The sequence below is a fragment of the Pseudomonas shirazica genome, from assembly GCF_015168335.1.
In the GTDB taxonomy this organism is placed as follows: domain Bacteria; phylum Pseudomonadota; class Gammaproteobacteria; order Pseudomonadales; family Pseudomonadaceae; genus Aquipseudomonas; species Aquipseudomonas asiatica.
Window position 1 is genome coordinate 1,976,088 of sequence record NZ_CP063456.1, and the last position, 19,450, is coordinate 1,995,537.

General features: G+C 64.8%; 16 protein-coding genes and 1 pseudogene. 5 read left to right on the forward strand and 12 right to left on the reverse strand.

Annotation, left to right across the window (positions count from 1 at the left end):
* Positions 1–33 precede the first annotated feature (33 nt).
* A pseudogene (locus tag IMX18_RS09150) lies at positions 34–408 on the reverse strand (DUF998 domain-containing protein); the annotation flags it as partial.
* 114 nt (positions 409–522) lie between these two features.
* Here IMX18_RS09150 and IMX18_RS09155 point away from each other — a divergent pair.
* Positions 523–1,272 (forward strand): FadR/GntR family transcriptional regulator, encoded by a 750-nt coding sequence (locus tag IMX18_RS09155; protein WP_085720651.1) that lies wholly within the window; start codon positions 523–525, stop codon positions 1,270–1,272.
* 169 nt (positions 1,273–1,441) lie between these two features.
* Here the strand turns inward: IMX18_RS09155 and IMX18_RS09160 are convergent, their stop codons facing one another.
* From IMX18_RS09160 to IMX18_RS09210, 11 genes are all read right to left on the reverse strand, one after another.
* Positions 1,442–3,022 (reverse strand): aldehyde dehydrogenase (NADP(+)), encoded by a 1,581-nt coding sequence (locus IMX18_RS09160; protein WP_102083640.1) that lies wholly within the window; start codon positions 3,020–3,022, stop codon positions 1,442–1,444.
* A gap of 165 nt (positions 3,023–3,187) precedes the next feature.
* The gene (garD, locus tag IMX18_RS09165) at positions 3,188–4,741 is read right to left on the reverse strand and encodes a galactarate dehydratase (protein WP_217190133.1); all 1,554 of its coding nucleotides are present in this window, start codon (positions 4,739–4,741) and stop codon (positions 3,188–3,190) included.
* Between the two features lie 77 nt (positions 4,742–4,818).
* A complete protein-coding gene (locus tag IMX18_RS09170) occupies positions 4,819–6,180 on the reverse strand; it encodes an MFS transporter (protein ID WP_015270698.1) in 1,362 nt (453 codons plus the stop codon).
* 104 nt (positions 6,181–6,284) lie between these two features.
* Positions 6,285–7,196 carry a 5-dehydro-4-deoxyglucarate dehydratase gene (gene kdgD / locus IMX18_RS09175; RefSeq protein ID WP_015270697.1) on the reverse strand — a complete coding sequence of 304 codons (912 nt, stop codon included), beginning with the start codon at positions 7,194–7,196 and terminating at the stop codon, positions 6,285–6,287.
* A 430-nt stretch (positions 7,197–7,626) separates the two neighbouring features.
* Positions 7,627–8,436 carry a gamma-glutamyl-gamma-aminobutyrate hydrolase family protein gene (locus tag IMX18_RS09180; RefSeq protein ID WP_015270696.1) on the reverse strand — a complete coding sequence of 270 codons (810 nt, stop codon included), beginning with the start codon at positions 8,434–8,436 and terminating at the stop codon, positions 7,627–7,629.
* Between the two features lie 490 nt (positions 8,437–8,926).
* Positions 8,927–9,709, reverse strand: a complete 783-nt coding sequence (locus IMX18_RS09185; RefSeq protein ID WP_013972988.1) for an amino acid ABC transporter ATP-binding protein — start codon at positions 9,707–9,709, stop codon at positions 8,927–8,929.
* Between the two features lie 22 nt (positions 9,710–9,731).
* Positions 9,732–10,976, reverse strand: coding sequence for an NAD(P)/FAD-dependent oxidoreductase (locus IMX18_RS09190; RefSeq protein WP_102083637.1), 1,245 nt, complete (start codon positions 10,974–10,976; stop codon positions 9,732–9,734).
* Positions 10,977–10,992: 16 nt separating this feature from the next.
* Positions 10,993–11,703 carry an ABC transporter permease gene (locus tag IMX18_RS09195; RefSeq protein WP_054573559.1) on the reverse strand — a complete coding sequence of 237 codons (711 nt, stop codon included), beginning with the start codon at positions 11,701–11,703 and terminating at the stop codon, positions 10,993–10,995.
* Positions 11,700–12,419 (reverse strand): ABC transporter permease, encoded by a 720-nt coding sequence (locus IMX18_RS09200; RefSeq protein ID WP_054573558.1) that lies wholly within the window; start codon positions 12,417–12,419, stop codon positions 11,700–11,702. The genes IMX18_RS09195 and IMX18_RS09200 overlap by 4 nt, the downstream gene beginning before the upstream one ends.
* A 171-nt stretch (positions 12,420–12,590) precedes the next feature.
* Positions 12,591–13,343 (reverse strand): transporter substrate-binding domain-containing protein, encoded by a 753-nt coding sequence (locus IMX18_RS09205; protein ID WP_085720654.1) that lies wholly within the window; start codon positions 13,341–13,343, stop codon positions 12,591–12,593.
* Between the two features lie 22 nt (positions 13,344–13,365).
* Positions 13,366–14,238: a MurR/RpiR family transcriptional regulator gene (locus tag IMX18_RS09210; RefSeq protein ID WP_015270693.1), complete on the reverse strand. Its 873-nt coding sequence runs from the start codon at positions 14,236–14,238 to the stop codon at positions 13,366–13,368.
* Between the two features lie 143 nt (positions 14,239–14,381).
* Between IMX18_RS09210 and IMX18_RS09215 the strand changes: the two genes are divergently transcribed.
* From IMX18_RS09215 to tpx, 4 genes are all read left to right on the forward strand, one after another.
* Complete coding sequence (locus IMX18_RS09215) at positions 14,382–15,407, forward strand: Ldh family oxidoreductase (protein WP_015270692.1); 1,026 nt, start codon at positions 14,382–14,384, stop codon at positions 15,405–15,407.
* Positions 15,408–15,632: 225 nt separating this feature from the next.
* On the forward strand, positions 15,633–16,829 hold the full coding sequence (locus IMX18_RS09220) for an amino acid aminotransferase (protein WP_015270691.1): 1,197 nt from the start codon (positions 15,633–15,635) through the stop codon (positions 16,827–16,829).
* 345 nt (positions 16,830–17,174) lie between these two features.
* A complete protein-coding gene (locus IMX18_RS09225) occupies positions 17,175–18,455 on the forward strand; it encodes a serine/threonine transporter (protein ID WP_061304985.1) in 1,281 nt (426 codons plus the stop codon).
* Positions 18,456–18,619: 164 nt separating this feature from the next.
* The gene (tpx, locus tag IMX18_RS09230; protein ID WP_015270689.1) at positions 18,620–19,120 is read left to right on the forward strand and encodes a thiol peroxidase; all 501 of its coding nucleotides are present in this window, start codon (positions 18,620–18,622) and stop codon (positions 19,118–19,120) included.
* Positions 19,121–19,450: the final 330 nt, after the last annotated feature.

A 19,450-nucleotide genomic window follows, 5' to 3' on the forward strand; every position in this document is an offset into this window, starting at 1 on the left:
CACAAGCAGCTACCGGGGGCCAGCAAATTGCCGTCAGGTTGTTGCCATCCGCAACGGGCTGGCGCGGTGTGTGCGCAGGCTGGTCCAGGCCAGGCTGGCGACCCAGATCACCGATACGCCGTAGTTCAGGCGCTGGTACAGGCCGAACCATTGGCCGCTTTGCGCTGCCTTGCCCATGAGTACGACGGTCACGATCGCCAGCACCACGCAGGCCAGGGAAAACAGCCCCAGTGCCCTGGAGCCGGCAATGCGATTGCCCAACCAGGCCCACAGTGCGCTTGCAAGGGTCAGCGAAAGGAACATCAGCAAGCCGGACAGGTTGTGTAGCTGCTGTGAAGGGGAAGGCTGCGCCGGAGCGCAACCTTGGTCGCAGGGAAACCAGCCGGTACCCAGGCTGCCCAGACCATTCGTTCAGGGCTGCGTGTCGCCTACGGATGCCGGGAAATACCGCACTGCGTGTATGTGATCGTACAACTGCTTGCGCTATGATGAGCGCTGTCTTTCAAGGTGAAATACAGGGCAATGACAGAGCAGCAGGTACAGGCAAAGACCCGGCGCAAGCCGCGCAGTCTGGCTCAGGAACTGGTCACGGTGCTGACCGAGCGCATTCGCAGCGGCCAGCTCAAGCGCGGCGACAAGCTGCCGACCGAATCGCAGATCATGGCCGAAGAGGGTGTCAGCCGCACGGTGGTGCGTGAAGCGATCTCGCGGCTGCAGGCTGCCGGGCAGGTCGAGACCCGCCACGGCATCGGTACCTTCGTGCTGGACGCGCCAGCAACGGGTGGTTTCCGTATCGACCCGGCGACCGTGGTCACCCTTCGCGAAGTGTTGGCGGTGCTGGAATTGCGCATTGCCCTGGAGATCGAATCGGCGGGCCTGGCGGCGCAGCGGCGCAGCGACGAAGAGCTGGCCGGCATGCGTGCGGCGCTGGACGAACTCAACGAAGGGGCTGCCCACGCCACGGATGCGGTGTCGGCGGATTTCCAGTTCCACCTGCGCATTGCCCAGGCCAGCGGCAACCACTACTTCGCCGACATCATCAACCACCTGGGCACCAGCATCATCCCGCGTACCCGGTTGAATTCGGCGCGGCTGGCCCATGATGACCAGGCGCACTACATGAGCCGGCTGATGCATGAGCACGAGGCGATCTACGAAGCCATCGCCCGGCGTGATAGCGAAGGGGCGAAGATGGCCATGCGCATGCACCTGAGCAACAGCCGCGAGCGCTTGCGCCAGGCGCATGAAGAGGCCGAGGCGCAGGGGGGCTGAGGCCTTCGTCGCTTGTACCGGCCTCTTCGCGGGCGCGCCCGCTCCCACAGGGATCACCTTATCTTGAGGGTGCAGCGATACTTGTGGGAGCGGGCGTGCCCGCGAAGAGGTCGGTACAGCCAAAAGAAAAGCCCCGCCATGCGCGGGGCTTTCTGGTTTCAAGGGGCGATCAGATCGCGCCCTCACTCCACTGGCCATTTACCAGCCGGCGCAGCCCCAGCGGGTTGCCGTCGCGCAGTGCCTCAGGCAACAGTGCCTGCGGGTAGTTCTGGTAGCACACCGGGCGCAGGAAGCGGTCGATGGCCAGGGTGCCGACCGACGTGCCGCGCGCATCCGACGTGGCCGGGTAAGGCCCGCCGTGCACCATCGCATCACACACCTCGACACCGGTCGGGTAGCCGTTGACCAGGATCCGCCCGACCTTCTCTTCCAGCACGGGTACCAGCCAGGCGAAGGCCTGCAGGTCTTCCGGCTCGCCAATCAGGGTCGCGGTCAGCTGGCCGCGCAGGCCGAGCAGGGCGGCGCGCAACTGGTCGTTGTCCTGCACTTCCACGGCAACAGTGGTCGGGCCGAACACTTCTTCCTGCAACAGCGGGTCAGACTCCATCAGCAGGCGGGCATCGGCCTTGAACAGCTGGGCGCGCGCCTGGCTGCCTGCCTGCGCCTGGCCGGCCAGGTGCTCGATACCGGCATGGGCGTGTAGGTGCTCCAGGCCACCGACGTAGCTGCGCAGGCCACCTGCGTTGAGCATGGTCTGGCCGGCCTGCTGGCTCAGGTGCTGGCCAAGCTCGGCCAGCAGTTGGCTGTACTGCGGCGACTGCAGGCCGATCACCAGGCCCGGGTTGGTGCAGAACTGGCCTGCGCCCAGGCACACCGAACCGGCCAGTTCTCGGGCGATGGCTTCGCCACGCTTGGCCAGGGCGCCCGGCAGGATGATGACCGGGTTGATACTGGACATCTCGGCGAACACCGGGATCGGCTGCGGGCGCTCGGCGGCCATGCGGCACAGGGCGTCACCGCCTTTCAGCGAGCCGGTGAAGCCGACGGCCTGGATGGCCGGGTGTTTGACCAGCCACTCACCGACGCCGCCACCGAACACCATGTTGAACACGCCCTTGGGCATGCCGGTGCGCTCGGCGGCGCGCTGGATGGCACAGCCGACCAGGTCGGCGGTGGCCATGTGGCCGCTGTGGGCCTTGAACACCACCGGGCAACCGGCGGCCAGGGCCGCAGCGGTATCGCCACCGGCGGTGGAGAAGGCCAACGGGAAGTTGCTGGCGCCGAACACGGCGACCGGGCCGACGCCGATGCGCATCTGGCGCAGGTCCACGCGTGGCAGGGGCTGACGCTCGGGCAGGGCCAGGTCGATGCGTGCACCGAGGAAGTCACCACGGCGCAGCACCTGGGCGAACAGGCGCATCTGGCCGCTGGTGCGGCCGCGCTCGCCCTGGATACGGGCGGGGGGCAGGGCGGTTTCACGGCAGACGATGGCGACGAAGGCGTCGTCCAGTTCGTCCAGCTCGGCGGCGATGGCGTCGAGGAATTCGGCGCGCCGCGCCGGGGCCAGCTGGCGGAATTCGGCGAAAGCGGCGGCCGCGGCCTTGGCGGCCTGGTCCACTTCGCTTTCGGTGGCCTGGGCGAAGCTGTAGGGCAGGGCCTCGCCGGTGCTGGCGTCCAGGCTCTGCAGGCGCTGCGGGCCAGCGGCGCTGCGCTGGCCGGCGATGAAGTTGTGGCCGAGGATTTCAGGCATGGGGTGCTCCTGTAGGTTGAGAGAAAATCTGGCAGGTTGTCGCATGACCTGTGGGAGCGGGCGAGCCCGCGAACACCGGCGCAGCCGGTGCCATACACCGGGTTGCCTGCTTCGCGGGCTCGCCCGCTCCCACAGGGATCGCGACACTGTCGAGAAGCCGGGTCATCAGGTAATCGGTGCCGGGTTGAACAGGGTGATGTCGTTGTGCAGGCGATGCTGTTCGGCCCAGGTCTGCTTGCGGCCGCTGGCCACGTCCAGGTAGTAGTGGAACAGCTCCCAGCCCAGCTCCTCGATGGTCGAGCGGCCGCTGGCGATGCGCCCGGCGTCGATGTCGATCAGGTCGGGCCAGCGCTGGGCCAGCTCGCTGCGGGTGCATACCTTGACCACTGGCGCCATGGCCAGGCCGTATGGCGTGCCGCGGCCGGTGGTGAACACATGCAGGTTCATGCCGGCAGCCAGTTGCAGGGTGCCGCAGACAAAGTCGCTGGCCGGGGTGGCGCAGAAGATCAGGCCTTTGCGGTTGACCCGCTCGCCCGGGCCGAGCACGCCCTGGATGGCGCCGCTACCGGACTTGACGATCGACCCCAGGGACTTCTCGACGATATTCGACAGGCCGCCTTTCTTGTTGCCCGGCGTGGTGTTGGCGCTGCGGTCGGCGGCGCCTTGCTGCAGGTAGCGGTCGTACCAGTCCATTTCGCGCACCAGGGCTTCTGCGACCTCCTGGTTTTCCGCCCGCGAGGTGAGCATGTAGATGGCGTCGCGCACTTCGGTCACCTCCGAGAACAGCACGGTGGCGCCGGCGCGTACCAGCAGGTCGGCGGCGTAGCCCAGCGCCGGGTTGGCGGTGATGCCCGAGAAGGCATCGCTGCCCCCGCACTGCATACCCAGGATCAGTTCGCTGGCCGGCACGCTTACGCGGCGGCGCTGGTCGAGTTTCTTCAGGCGGGTCTCGGTCAGTTGCATGATCTGTTCGATCATTTCCACAAAGCCCAGGCTGGCGTCCTGCAGGCGGTACAGCCACGGGTCGCTGAGCTCCACCGACGGGTCGTTGTCGTGCATCACCTGTCCGGCCTGCAGCTTTTCGCAGCCCAGGCTGATGACCAGGGCCTCGCCGCCCAGGTTGGGGTTGCGCGCCAGGTTGCGCACCGTGCGGATCGGGATATAGGCATCGCGCGCGTTGATCGCCACCCCGCAGCCGTAGCTGTGGGTGATCGCCACCACGTCATCGACATTGGGGTACTTGGGCAGCAACTCGCTGCGAATGCGATTTACCGCATGCTCCAGCACGCCGGCCACGCACTGCACGGTGGTGGTGATGCCGAGGATGTTGCGGGTGCCGACGGTGCCGTCGGCGTTGCGGTAGCCTTCGAAGGTGAAGCCTTCGAGCGGCGGCAGCGGCTGCGGGACGGCGTCGCAGCGTGGCAGGCTGTCCAGCTCCGGCGCGGCCGGCATGGCCAGCTGGCTTTCCTGCACCCAGCTGCCTTGGCGCAGGTCTTCCAGCGCGTAGCCGATGATCTGCCCGTAGCGGCGCACCGGTTCGCCCTTGGCGATGGCTACGGTGGCCACCTTGTGGCTCTGTGGCACGCCTTCGACCAGGGTCAGGCCGTCGGCGAAGCGGGCGCCTTCGCCCAGGCCGCCATCATTGACCACCACCACGACATTGTCATCGTCGTGCAGGCGGACGTAGCGGGGCGAGTCGGAATGTTCGATCAACTGCATGTTCGGGCCCTACTTGTCAGGTTCTCAGGCTTTTGTACATCCGCCCGCGGCGGGGTGGCCGACGCGGGCGTGTTCACTCAGTGGCGCGAGCCGGCCAGTTCGCTGCCGGCCGCTGGCTCGGCGTCAGGCTTTGGGCTTTCACGCAGCTCGATGCGCTTGATCGGGCCGACGATCACCAGGTAGCTGAACACCGCCACCAGGGCGTTGGCGCCGACGTACACCAGGGCCCACTTGAACGAACCCGTGGCGCTGATGATGTAGCCGATCACGATTGGCGTGGTGATCGAGGCGATGTTGCCGAAGGTGTTGAACAGCCCGCCCGACAGCCCGGCGATCTGTTTCGGCGAGGTGTCGGCGACCACCGCCCAGCCCAGCGCGCCGATGCCTTTGCCGAAGAACGCCAGGGTCATGAAGCCGACCACCATCCACTCGGCGTCGACGTAGTTGCAGAACACCATGGTGGTCGACAGCAGCAGGCCGCAGACGATCGGCAGCTTGCGCGAGAAGGTCAGCGAGTTGCCGCGGCGCAACAGCCAGTCGGAGATCACCCCGCCCAGCACACCACCGATGAAGCCGCAGACCGCCGGCAGCGAGGCGATGAAGCCGGCCTTGAGGATGGTCATGCCGCGCTCCTGCACCAGGTACACCGGGAACCAGGTGAGGAAGAAGTAGGTGATGGCGTTGATGCAGTACTGGCCCAGGTACACGCCCAGCAGCATGCGGCTGGTCAGCAGTTGCTTGATGTAGCCCCATTTCGGGCCGTCGTTGCCGCGCTTCTGGTCCATGTCCACCAGCCCGCCATTCTGCTCGATGTGCTCGAGTTCACCTGGGCTGATGCGTGGGTGTTGGCGCGGGTTGTAGATGGTCTTCAGCCACACCATGGAGAACACGATGCCCAGTGCGCCCATGACCACGAACACGTGCTCCCAGCCGAAGCTGAACACGATCCAGCCCATGATCGGTGCGAACAGTGCGGTGGCGAAGTACTGCGCCGAGTTGAAGATGGCCGAGGCGGTGCCGCGTTCCTGGGTCGGGAACCAGGCCGCGACGATGCGCGCATTGCCGGGGAACGACGGGGCTTCGGCAAAACCGACCAAAAAGCGCAGGGTGAACAAAGTCACCACCGCCCAGGCTACCGGCAGGCCACCGACAAAGCCCTGCAGCAGGGTGAACAGCGACCAGGTGAAGATGCTGAAGGCGTAGACGTTCTTGGAACCGAAGCGGTCGAGCAGCCAGCCACCAGGAATCTGGCCAGCCACGTATGCCCATCCGAAGGCGGAGAAGATGTAGCCGAGGGTCACGGCATCGATGCCGAGGTCTTTCTGCAGGCTGGAGCCCGCGATGGCAATGGTGGCGCGGTCAGCGTAGTTGATCGTGGTCACCAGGAACAGCATGAACAGGATCAGGTAGCGCACATGCGTCTTCTTCGTCGCTTGCATGCTGGTAGTACTCCCACTAGTTATTTTTGTGCGGGCTCACGAATTGTAACCGGAGCGGGGCTGGCCCACTCCGGGCGCGGCATCTGGCAGGCCGCGGGCGGCGCTTACTGCGGGCCCATCTTGTCCATCAGCGCGGCGAGTTTTTCGTACTCGTCGGCGGTGAGGTCGGTAAGCGGAGTACGCACCGGGCCGGCGTCATAACCGGCGATCCTGGCGCCGGCCTTGACGATGCTCACGGCATAGCCGGCCTTGCGGTTGCGGATGTCCAGGTAAGGCAGGAAGAAGTCGTCGATCAGCTTGGCCACGGTGGCGTGGTCGTCACGGGCGATGGCGTTGTAGAAGTCCATGGCGGTCTTCGGCACGAAGTTGAACACGGCGGAGGAGTACACCGGCACGCCCAGGGCCTTGTAGGCAGCAGCATACACCTCGGCGGTCGGCAGGCCGCCCAGGTAGCTGAAGCGGTCGCCCAGGCGGCGACGGATCGACACCATCAGCTCGATGTCACCCAGGCCGTCCTTGTAGCCGATCAGGTTCGGGCAGCGCTCGGCGAGTTTTTCCAGCAGGTCGGCGTTCAGGCGGCAGACGTTGCGGTTGTAGACGACTACGCCGATGTTTACCGATTTGCATACGGCTTCGACGTGGGCGGCGACGCCTTCCTGGCTGGCTTCGGTCAGGTAGTGGGGCAGCAGCAGCAGGCCCTTGGCACCCAGGCGCTCGGCTTCTTGCGCGTATTCGATGGCCTGGCGGGTGGAGCCACCGACGCCGGCGAGGATAGGGACCGACTTGGCGCAGGTGTCGACGGCGGTCTTGATCACCTGGCTGTACTCGCTGGCAGCCAGCGAGAAGAACTCACCGGTGCCACCGGCGGCGAACAGGGCGCTGGCGCCGTACGGGGCCAGCCATTCCAGGCGCTTGACGTAGCCAGCCGGGTTGAAGTCGCCATGGGCGTTGAAGTCGGTGACCGGGAAAGACAGCAGGCCGTGGGAGAGGATGGATTTGAGTTCTTGTGGAGTCATTGTTGTTGGCATCCTGTGGCGCTTGGGTGAAGGGTGATGTTTTGCGTTGGAGGTAAGTTATCGTACAACTTGTACGATGACTAGTCCCTTGGGGAGATTTTTTTGTGGAGGGGCGGAAGGCGTGTTATTGCCTGTGCCGGCCTCTTCGCGGGTAAATCCGCTCCTACAGGGACCGCGTCGCGCTTGTAGGAGCGGGGTTGCCCGCGAAGAGGCCAGAACAGGCGACAACAAGAGATGCATGAGACATAGATGGCAGACTCACTGCGATCAGTCATCGTATCTCTTTATGGGGCAGGAAAAAACGATCGCGGAGACAGGCACAAGCCCGCCGCCCGTTTCCACGGGAAGTGTTCTGGGACCAGCAGAGGGTGACCGGGGAAAACGAGGGCGGCCTTGCGCCGCCCCGCGATCAAAGCAGAGGAAACTGGGGTCAGGCAGCGTGCTGGCGCTTGATCTGCGCCTTGCGTACCTGGGCCCGGCAAGCGTCGCCGAAAGCCTGGAAAATCTTGATCGAATCCGGGTTCTTCGCCGCTTGCCATTCCGGGTGCCACTGCACGGCGAACAGGAATGGCGAGATGCTCGGGGCATGGATCGCCTCGACCAAGCCGTCTTCGGCGTGGGCGATGGCCTCGATGCCGGCACCGAGCTTGTGCAGGCCTTGGCCATGCAGCGAGTTGACGCGAATCTCGTCGGTACCCAGGGTGTCACGCAGCCAGCTGTCCGGCTTGATCTTCACGCCGTGCACCTGGGCGTATTGCACCTCGACCGGGTCTTCCGGGTTTTCCCGGTGGTCGTTGAAGCCAGGCTCGGCGTACACCTTCTGGTAGATGTCGCCACCCAGGGCCACGTTGATTTCCTGCATGCCACGGCAGATGCCGAAGATCGGCAGGCCACGCTTGATCGCGGCCTTGACCAGCGGGATGTCGAACAGGTCGCGGTTCTGGTCCTGGCCTTTGCCGGGGGTCTCGTTTTCCTGGCCGTACAGGGCCGGGTCGATGTTGCTGCCGGCGCCGGTCAGGTACACGCCGTCGGCCATGTCCAGATAGGTCTCGAGGTCTTCGATGCCGCAGCAGGTGGGCACCAGCACCGGGACGCAATCGGAAAACTCGACCAGCGGGGTGATGTATTTGTGGGTCATGACCTGGTAGTCATGGCCTTTGCGCTCTTGGCTGCCCATGGTCATCAGGACGACGGGTTTGCGCAGGGAGGGTTGCTTGTTGCCAATGTTGCTGTTGGACATATGTCACCTTGGGACAGGTTCGGCCTGTCGTTGTTGTGCAGGTGCACGGCGCGGGGCCATGGGTGCAACCTGTAGCCCCGAGCACTGCCGGCTCGTCGGAGGCGACGATTCCGGTCGGGGCTTGTAGATAGCTTGCCAGAGCCGTTCGATATGTCAAACGACGGAGCAGGGCTTGATGGCAGGGAATGCGCCGGTTTTTGGGGGCTGAAACCGATGCGGGCCTGTGGCGGCGTGGGTTTGGCGGGGGTTAAGGTCAATAATATTTAACGATGCAGTTGGGTCTTTGCAGCGGTGCAATGAAGGGCCGGCAGAGTCGCTCACTCCTTCGGCTGACGCGGAACCTGTAGGAGCGGCCTTGTGTCGCGAAAGGGCTGCAAAGCAGCCCCGGCAATTTGTGCACCTGCGCTGAAACCCTGGGGCTGCTGCGCAGCCCTTTCGCGACACAAGGCCGCTCCTACACAGATATCGCGCCAGCTTTCATCATTTTCAATCAGTGCAGTATCTGCGCCAGGAACCCCTTGGCCCGCTCGGTACGCGGCTGGTTGAAGAACACCTGCGGTGGGCTGTCTTCAATGATCTGCCCGCCCTCGAGGAACAGCACCCGCTCGGCTACCTGGCGGGCAAAGCCCATTTCATGGGTGACGCAAAGCATGGTCATGCCAGTGCCGGCCAGTTGCACCAGCACATCCAGCACCTCGGCGACCATCTCCGGGTCCAGCGCCGAGGTGGGCTCGTCGAACAGCATGATCCGCGGCTTCATGCACAGCGCCCGGGCAATCGCCACGCGCTGCTGCTGGCCGCCGGACAGCTGGCTGGGGTACTTGTGCGCCTGGCTTTCGATGCCGACCTTGCTCAGGTACATGCGCGCCCGCTCCTCGGCGTCCTTGCGCGACAGGCCGCGCACGCTGGTGGGGGCCAGCAGGCAGTTGTCGAGCACGCTCATGTGCGGGAACAGGTTGAAGTGCTGGAACACCATGCCGATGTCGCTGCGCACCTGCGCCGCTTCGCGGGTGGTGGCCGCCAGGTCGATGCCATCCACCTTGATGCTGCCCTGCTGGGCCACTTCCAGGCGGTTGATGCAACGGATCAGGGTCGACTTGCCCGAGCCGGACGGCCCGCACAGCACGATGCGTTCGCCTTCGCGCACCTGCAGGTCGATGTCGCGCAGCACGTGGAACGCGCCGTAGTGCTTGTTCAGGCCTTCGATGCGGATCAGCACCGGGCGCGGGTCGGGTTCGGGGGCAAGGGTGGCAAGGCTCAGTGGTGCGGTCATCTTGTTGTTCTCCCGCAGGGGTTCAGTCGAAACGGGTCGCGCTGTAGGGCGCGGGGTCGGTGAAGGGGCGTTCGCCGGTGACCAGTTCGGCCACCAGCCGGCCGCTGACCGGGCCCAGGGTGAGGCCGTGGTGGGCGTGGCCGAAGTTGAACCACAGCCCTGGGTGGCGCGGCGCCGGGCCGATCACCGGGCGCATGTCGGGCAGGCACGGGCGGCGGCCCAGCCACGGGGTGTCGTCCAGGCGCTCACCCAGGGCCGGGAACAGCTTGCGCGCCAGGGCTTCGCAACGGCCCAGCTGGATCTGGTTGCCCGGCGCGCTGCTGGCGTCGAACTCGATGCCGGTGGTCAGGCGCACGCCGCGGGCCATTGGCGCCAGCACGTAGCCGCCCTGGGTGTCGCAGATGGAATGCTCCAGTTGCGCGCCGTCACGGGTGCTGTAGTGCATGTGGTAGCCACGCTTGATCGCCAGCGGGATCTGGTAGCCAAGGCCGCTGAACAGGTCGGCTGACTGCGGGCCGAGGCAGGCCACCACCTCGTCGGCGGTGATCGGGCCGCGGCGGCTGTCGACCCGCCATTGGCCGTCGACCTGGCGCAGGCTGCGCGCATCGCCATGCAGGAACTGCCCGCCGCGCTGCGTGAACAGGGTGGCGTAGCCGCGGGTGAGGGCGCCGGGGTTGTTCACGGTCTTGGGGTCGAGCCAGTGAATGCCGCCGACCACGCTGGCGTCCAGCTGGTGCTCGCGGGCCTGCAACTGCCCGCATTCGAGGATTTCGAACTGCAGGCCATATCGGCTCAGGCCCTTGGCGTCGGCCTTGGCCTGCTCGAACAGCGCCGGGTCACGGAACACTTCGATCCAGCCTTTGGCCTGCACCAGCCCTTCCAGGCCTGCGGCAGCAATGAATGCGTCGTGCTCTTCGACGCAGCGTTGCACCAGTGGCAGCATATCGGCGGCGGCCCCGGCCAGGCGCCCGGGGGCAGACTGGCGCCAGTAGCGCCACAGCCAGGGTGCGGCCTTGGGCAGGTGCAGCAGGCTGTAGCGCACATCGGGCTGGCGGTTCAGGCCGTAGCGCAGCAGCGCGCCCAGTTGCCGCGGGAAGGCATAGGGGATCACGCTGGAGCGCTCGATCAGCCCGGCGTTGCCGTGGCTGGTGCCGCTGCCCGGTTCGTCGCGGTCGATCAGGATCACCTGGCGCCCGCGGGCCTGCAGGTGCAGCGCGGTGCTGACGCCGACGATGCCGGCGCCGAGGACAAGGGTCTGGCAATGCATGGAACGTATCCTTCGGTCAGTTCAGGTGGCGGCCCAGGCGGGCTTCCAGGTGTTTCAGCAGGCGCCGCACCAGTTCGACGATCAGCAGGTAGAGCACGGCGGCCCACAGGTAGATCTGGAAGTCGAAACTGCGCGAGAAGGCCAGTTTGGTCACGCCCATCAGGTCGTAGATGGTCACCAGCGAGGCGATCGCGCTGGCCTTGATCATCAGGATCAGTTCGTTGCCCAGCGGGCCGATGGCCACCAGCAGCGACTGCGGCAGGATCACCTTGAAAAAGGTGGTCGAGCGCTTCAGGTTCAGCGCCCGCGCCGCCTCATGCTGGCCGGGGGCGACGGCCATCAGGCTGCCGCGGAAGATCTCGGCCTGGTAGGCGGCGGTGTTCAGGGTGAACGCCAGCAGGGTGCAGAACCACGCCTCGCGGAAGAACCACCACAGGCCGACGTCCTGCCAGAAGCCTTTGAGCGAACCCAGGCCGTAATACAGAAGGAACAGCTGGGCCAGCAGCGGCGAGCCGCGGAAGAAGTACACATAGCCGGCGGCCATGCGCTGCAGCAGCAGGCTGCGCGACATGCGCGCCAGGGCCAGCAACAGGCCGAGCACCGCACCCAGGCTGAAGGAAATCGCCACCAGCTTGGCCGTTACCAGCAGGCCATCGAGGAAGCGCGGGCCGTAGCGTTCCAGCAGGTCGGGGTCGAGTATCAGCGCCAGCAGTTGTTCGAAGCTCATGCGCGTGCTCCTTGCAGGTGGCGGTTGCTGCGCCGTTCGATGAAGGCGAACACGCGCCCGGAAATGGCGGCGAACAGCAGGTAGCCCAGGCAGGCGACGCCATAGAAGAACATCGGCTCCTTGGTCACGCTGACGGCCAGGTTGGTCTGGCGCATCAGGTCGACCAGCGAGATGGTGGAGACCAGCGAGGTGTCCTTGAGCAGCGACAGCCAGTTGTTGGACAGGCCGGGCAGGGCGATGCGGGTCAATTGCGGCAGCAGCACCTTGAAGAAGCCGGTGCGCTTGCTCAGGCCCAACGCCGAGCAGGCTTCCAGCTGGCCCTTGGGCAGGGTCTTGAAGGCTGCCAGCCAGATCTCGCTGGAGAACGCGGCGAACACCAGGCTGAAGGCGATCATCGCGGCGAGGAAGGTATTGATCAGGAACTCACCCTGGTAGCCCATGGCTGCGAGAGTCTTCTGTGCGGCGATCTGGCAGCCGTAATAGATGATCAGCAGCGTCAGCAGTTCGGGCAGGCCACGGAACACGGTGGAGAAGGTGGTGGCCCAGGCTCGCGGCAAGCGCTTGCGCGAGCGTGCTGCAAGGGCGACGACCAGGCCCAGCGGCAGGCCGATGGGCAGGCAGGCCAGGGCCAGGGAAACAGTGACCAGGGCGCCGGCCAGCAACGCCTGGCCCCAGCCTCCACTGGCGAAGGACAGCAAGGATAATTGATCGAGCATGACAAACCCCTAGGATGGGCAATGCGGACTCTTTGTAGGAGCGGCCTTGTGTCGCGAAAGGGCTGCTTAGCAGCCCCAGGATCTATGCCGCAGCAGGGATTGCCGGGGCCGCCTTGCGGCCCTGTCGCGACACAAGGCCGCTCCTACAGAAATTGCGCAGTTTCCTGAAGATCAGTTGTAGATATCGAAAGCGAAGTACTTGCTGGCGATCTTCTGGTAGGTGCCGTTGGCCACGATCTGTTGCAGCGCGGTGTTCAGGCGTTGGCGCAGGGCTTCGTCGTCCTTGCGCACGGCAATGGCGGCATCGGCCTTGGTGTCGGCCACGTCACCGAGGATCTTGCAGCAGTCCCCGCCGTTCTTGGTCATCCACTCATGCAGCGGGAATTTGTCGGCAATCACCCCGTCCAGGCGGCCCGCGGCCAGGTCGGCGTTGGCTTCGTCCATGGTCGGGTACAGTTTCACGTCGGCACCGGCCTTGGCGTAGACGTCTTCGGCGTAGATGGCCTGGGTGGAGGACGACTGGGCGCCAACGGTGTAGCCGTCGAAGTTGGTCTGGGCGTCGGTGATCTTGCTGTCCTTGGCCACGGCGACAGTCAGCGGGGTGCGGTAGTAGTGGTCGGTGAAGGCGATTTTCTTGCGCCGTTCTTCGGTATTGATCATCGACGCGACCACTGCGTCGTACTTGCGTGCCATCAGCGCCGGGATGATGCCTTCCCAGTCCTGGGCCACCAGCGTGCACTCGACTTTCATCTGCTCGCACAGGGCATGGGTGATGTCGATGTCGAAGCCGTGCAACTGGTTATTGGCGTCGACATAGTTGAAGGGCGGGTAGGCGCCCTCGGTGGCGAAGCGCAGGGTTTCGGCACTGGCGGCACCCGACAGCAGCAGGGCACACGCACCCACCAAGGCCATGGTCTTTTTCATCTCGCACCTCATTGCACTCTTGCTATTGTTGTTTTCCCGTCGACCACGAGGTGTAGCCGACGAATTCGTTATGTAGAGCGGCAGTTGCTTCCAAGCGCTTTTCAACATCCGGCCCGAGCTTCTTGCAGACCTCGTTGACCATCAGGTGCACCCACGACAGCATGGTCGAGGTGGACTCCCAGAACAGGTTGAACTCGGTGGGGATGCGGAACACCTCGTCGGCGTTGGCATCGGCCCAGTCACAGAAGGTGTCGGTCACCAGGGTGACCGCTATGCCAGCCTCGCGCGCCTTCTGGCACAACAGCAGGGCATGGCGGGAATAACGGCGGGCTTCGAACACCACCAGGGCGCTGTCTTCGGCGCGGCCCAGCAATACTTCGCCAAAGTGCCCGGCACTCATATCCACCAGCTGCACGCCATCGCGCAGGTACTGCAGCAGGTGGCTCATGCACATGGCGATGCCACGCTCGGTCTGGAAGCCGGCGATGAACACCCGCTGCCTGCTTGCCAGGCGCTGGGCGACGCTGTGCCAGGCGCTGCTCTGGCGATACTCGTGCACGCGCACCAGGGCGGCGATTTCCAGCTCCAGGCTGCCGGCGTTGTCGCTGGCGTCCTGGTTCTGGCGGTAATCTTGCAGGCGGTCGCCCACCAGCCACGGGCCATCGCCCAGGTCGTTTTGCAGGTCTTGCTTCAACGCCTTGAGATGGGCATAACCCAATGAGCGGCAGAAACGGCCGACGCTGGATTCGCTGACGCCCAGCTTGGCGGCAATGCTGGCCGAGGTCTGGAACGGCAGTTCCTGCAGATTGGCGAGCATGTAGGTGGCGATCTTGCGGCCCGAAGCAGCGGCCCCTTCGAGGCTGTTTTCCAGGCGTTGCTTGATCGGTTGGCTCATGCTGCGGCTCCAGGGGTAAGGCTTGCGAAAGAAAATGGCTGTTTTCTGTCATCAAGTCAACATTTGACAGATAGCTGTCACATGCAGGAAAGTTTTTGTCGTTGCAACGCTGTAGCCATTCCAATTCCAACAAGGAGCTTCAGATGTCCGCACCTTCCACCAGCACCGTCGTGCGTGTGCCTTTTACCGAGCTGCAGGGCCTGTTGCAGAGCATTTTCCAGCGCCATGGCTGCAGCGAAAGCGTGGCCCGGGTGCTGGCCCACAACTGCGCCAGCGCCCAGCGCGATGGTGCCCATAGCCATGGGGTGTTCCGCATGCCCGGCTATGTTTCGACATTGGCCAGCGGCTGGGTCGATGGCCAGGCCACGCCGAAGGTCAGCGACGTGGCGCCCGGTTATGTTCGCGTCGATGCCGCAGGCGGCTTCGCCCAGCCGGCGCTGGCGGCGGCCCGTGAGCTTCTGGTGGCGAAGGCGCGCAACGCTGGCATCGCCGTGCTGGCGATCCACAACTCGCACCACTTCGCCGCGCTGTGGCCGGATGTGGAGCCTTTCGCCGACGAAGGCCTGGTAGCCCTGAGCGTGGTCAACAGCATGACCTGCGTGGTGCCGCACGGCGCCCGCAAGCCGCTGTTCGGCACCAACCCCATCGCCTTTGCCGCACCTTGCGCCGAACATGACCCGATCGTCTTCGACATGGCCACCAGCGCCATGGCCCATGGCGACGTGCAGATTGCCGCGCGTGCTGGCCAGCAATTGCCGCAGGGCATGGGTGTGGATGCCAATGGCGAGCCGACCACCGACCCCAAGGCGATTCTGGAAGGCGGCGCCTTGCTGCCATTTGGCGGGCACAAGGGCTCGGCCTTGTCGATGATGGTCGAGTTGCTGGCGGCGGCGCTGACCGGCGGGCATTTCTCCTGGGAGTTCGACTGGTCGGGGCACCCGGGGGCGAAGACGCCGTGGACCGGGCAGTTGATCATCGTCATCGACCCGAACAAGGCCGAGGGCGAGCGGTTTGCCCAGCGCAGCCGCGAACTGGTCGAGCAGATGCAGGCGGTAGGGCTGACGCGCATGCCGGGCGAGCGGCGTTACCGCGAGCGCGAGGTGGCCGAGGAGGAGGGGGTGGCGTTGACCGAGCAGGAATTGCAAGGCCTGAAAGAGCTGCTTGGCTGACCCGGCCTCTTCGCGGGCGCGCCCGCTCCCACAGTGATAGCACCGCCCTTGAGACCTGTGCAGTACCTGTGGGAGCGGGCATGCCCGCGAAGAATCCAGCACCAATCCTCAGCCATGCAATGTTGCATAGACAACCTTGCACAATAGTTGATGTTCCTGAGCCCGCACTCCGGGTATGCTCAGGGCTGCCTTTTCGAACTGTCCTGATCCAAGGAGCTGCACGCTGTGTTCAAACATGTCGATGCCTATGCCGGCGACCCGATCCTCTCGTTGATGGAAACCTTCAAGGCCGACCCGCGCGCCGACAAGGTCAACCTGAGTATCGGCCTGTACTACGATGAGGCCGGCGTGGTGCCGCAACTGGCGGCTGTGGATGCGGTGGAGAAACGCATCGCCGGCCAGGACCACGAAGCCTCTCTGTACCTGCCGATGGAAGGCCTGGCCAGCTACCGCCAGGCGATCCAGGCGCTGCTGTTCGGTGCCGATCACCCGGCTGTTACCGGCGGGCGTGTGGCCACCGTGCAGACCGTAGGCGGTTCCGGCGCCCTCAAAGTCGGCGCCGACTTCCTCAAGCGCTACTTCCCGCAGTCCGAAGTCTGGGTCAGCAACCCGACCTGGGACAACCACCGCGCCATCTTCGAAGGCGCCGGCTTCAAGGTGCACACCTACCCGTACTTCGACCAGGCCACCCGTGGCGTGGACTTCGACGGCATGCTGGCCACCTTGCAGACCCTGCCGGCCAACAGCGTGGTGCTGCTGCACCCGTGCTGCCACAACCCCACCGGCGCCGACCTGGAACAGCACCAGTGGCAACAGGTGGTTGAAGTGGTCAAGGCACGCCAACTGATCCCGTTCCTCGACATCGCCTACCAGGGCTTCGCCGAAGGCCTGGTGGAAGACGCCTACGCCATCCGCGAAATGGCCCGCGCCGGCGTGCCGTGCCTGGTCAGCAACTCGTTCTCGAAGATCTTCTCGCTGTACGGCGAGCGTGTCGGCGGCCTGTCGGTGGTCTGCGACGATGAAGCCACTGCCCAGAGCGTGCTCGGCCAGCTGAAGGCTACCGTGCGCCGCAACTACTCCAGCCCGCCCAACTTCGGCGCCCAGCTGGTTGCTGGCGTGCTCGGCGATGCCGCCCTCAATGCCCAGTGGGCCGAGGAAGTCGAAGTGATGCGCAAACGTATCCTCGACATGCGCCAGGCGCTGGTCGATGCCCTGGCCGTGCTGCTGCCAGGCCAGGACTTCCAGTTCTTCCTGCGCCAGCGCGGCATGTTCAGCTACACCGGCTTCAGCGTCGAGCAGGTGCGCCGCCTGCGTGACGAGTTCGGCGTGTACCTGATCGACAGCGGCCGCGTATGCATGTCCGGCCTGCGCCCGGCCAACCTGCAACGGGTTGCCGAAGCCTTCGCCGCCGTCCAGAAGTAACACCGTACCAGGCCGCTTCTGTGGGGCGCGGCCTTTGTAGGAGCGGCCTTGTGTCGCGAAAGGGGGCGCAGCGCCCCCAACGTTTGCAACTTCGCCGCGAATATTGCCGGGGCCGCTTTGCGGCCCTTTCGCGACACAAGGCCGCTCCTACACCTGTCAAATCCCTCCTCCAGTCCACGGGCACAACCCGCTTGTAAAGACAAGTGCAACCGCTCCTCGGAAAAGGGCTTCGCAAGTGCAACCTTTCCGTGCACAATCGCGCTCCCTTTTTCGGTTGAGTTGGGCGAAACGTCTATTTCGCCATTCTCAGCCTGTTGCAGTCTTGCGAGTGGAGCTTCACCCGGAATGAATGAGCAGGCCCCAAGCGTTGAACAACGCTTTGCAGAATCGACCCCCGCCACCCTCGGCAGCTGGTCGCGTCACGACACCACCTGGATGCTGGGCCTGTTCGGCACAGCGATCGGCGCCGGAACCCTGTTCCTGCCGATCAACGCCGGCCTTGGCGGCTTCTGGCCGTTGCTGATCCTGGCCATGCTGGCCTTCCCTATGACCTATTTCGCTCACCGCGGGCTGACCCGTTTCGTCCTTTCCGGGCGCAATGACGGCGATATCACCGAAGTGGTCAAGGAGCACTTCGGCATTACCGCCGGCGCCTCGATCACCGTGCTGTACTTCTTCGCGATCTTCCCGATCCTGCTTATCTATAGCGTGGCGCTGACCAACACCGTGTCCAGCTTCATGGAGCACCAGCTTCACATGCAGCCGCCGCCACGGGCCATCCTGTCGTTCGTGCTGATCCTCGGCCTGCTGGCCATCGTGCGCTGCGGGGAGCAGGCCACGGTCAAGGTCATGAGCCTGCTGGTCTACCCGTTCATCGTCGCCCTGGCATTGCTGGGCCTGTACCTGGTGCCGCACTGGACCGGTGGCATTCTCGACAGCGCCACCCAGGTACCACCAGCTTCGGCCTTCCTGCACACCCTGTGGCTGGCGATTCCGGTGATGGTGTTCTCGTTCAACCACTCGCCGATCATCTCCGCCTTTGCCGTCGACCAGAAGCGCCGCTACGGCGAGCATGCCGATGAGCGTAGCGGCCAGATCCTGCGCCGTGCCCACCTGCTGATGGTGGTGATGGTGCTGTTCTTCGTGTTCAGCTGCGTGCTCACCCTGAGCAGCGCCCAGCTGGCCGAGGCCAAGGCGCAGAACCTGTCGATCCTGTCGTACCTGGCCAACCATTTCAGCAACCCGACCATCGCGTTCGCTGCACCGCTGATCGCCTTCGTGGCCATTGCCAAGTCGTTCCTCGGCCACTACATCGGCGCCAGCGAAGGCCTGAAGGGCATCATCACCAAGGCTGGTGCACGCCCGGCGGGCAAGACCCTGGACCGGGTGGTTGCCGCGCTGATGCTGGTGGTGTGCTGGATTGTCGCCACCCTCAACCCGAGCATCCTCGGCATGATCGAGTCGCTCGGTGGCCCGATCCTCGCCGTGTTGCTGTTCCTGATGCCGATGTACGCCATTCGCCGCGTGCCATCCATGCGCAAGTACAGCGGTGCTGCCTCCAACGTGTTCGTGGTAGTGGTCGGCTTGGTTGCGCTGACCTCGGTGGTATACGGCCTGCTGGGCTGATACGTCATCCGCAAAAGTAATGCCCGGGGCGCTTGTAGCCACCCGGGCATTTTTTTGTCCACAAGAATTGTCCGGTAATAGAACAATTTCACTGTCCCCATAGGCACCCGGCCGCCTTCATGCTTAACTCAGTGTCCTTTTCAAACCCGCATAAGGATTTCGTCATGGCTCAAGTGACTCTCAAAGGCAACCCGGTTCAGGTCAACGGCGAGCTGCCGAAAACCGGCGCCCAGGCTCCGGCTTTCTCCCTGGTCGGTGAAGGCCTGGCTGACAAGTCGCTGAAAGACTTCGCCGGCAAGCGCAAGGTGCTGAACATCTTCCCGAGCGTCGACACCCCGACCTGCGCTACCTCCGTGCGCAAGTTCAACGCCCAGGCCAACGATGTGGCCAACACAGTGGTGCTGTGCATCTCCGCCGACCTGCCGTTCGCCCAGGCACGCTTCTGCGGCGCCGAAGGCCTGGACAACGTGAAGAACCTGTCGACCCTGCGTGGCCGCGAGTTCCTCGAAAACTACGGCGTGGCCATCGCCGATGGCCCGCTGGCCGGCCTGGCTGCCCGTGCCGTGGTGGTGCTGGACGAAAACGACAAGGTGCTGCACAGCGAGCTGGTTGGCGAAATCGCTGATGAGCCGAACTACGACGCAGCTCTGGCTGTGCTGAAGTAAGAGTTGTGTGGGGCAGGGCGGGCGTCGATCGCCTGTGCCGGCCTCTTCGCAGGTAAACCCGCTCCCACCGGTACTGCACAATGCTTCAGGACTGCGCGGTACCTATGTAGGAGCAGCCTTGTGCTGCGAAGAGGCCATTACTGCCACAGAGTCTCTTTTGCCGTGCCGGCCCCTTCGCAGCACAAGGCTGCTCCTACAGGTAGTGCACTGCACCTGTGGGAGCGGGTTTACCCGCGAAGGGGCCGGCACAGGCAGCCGAAACCCTTCAGCCCGCCACCCACCGCTCCAGGCAACACCCTGTAAACGGCCCGGAACGCTTTCCGGGCCGTT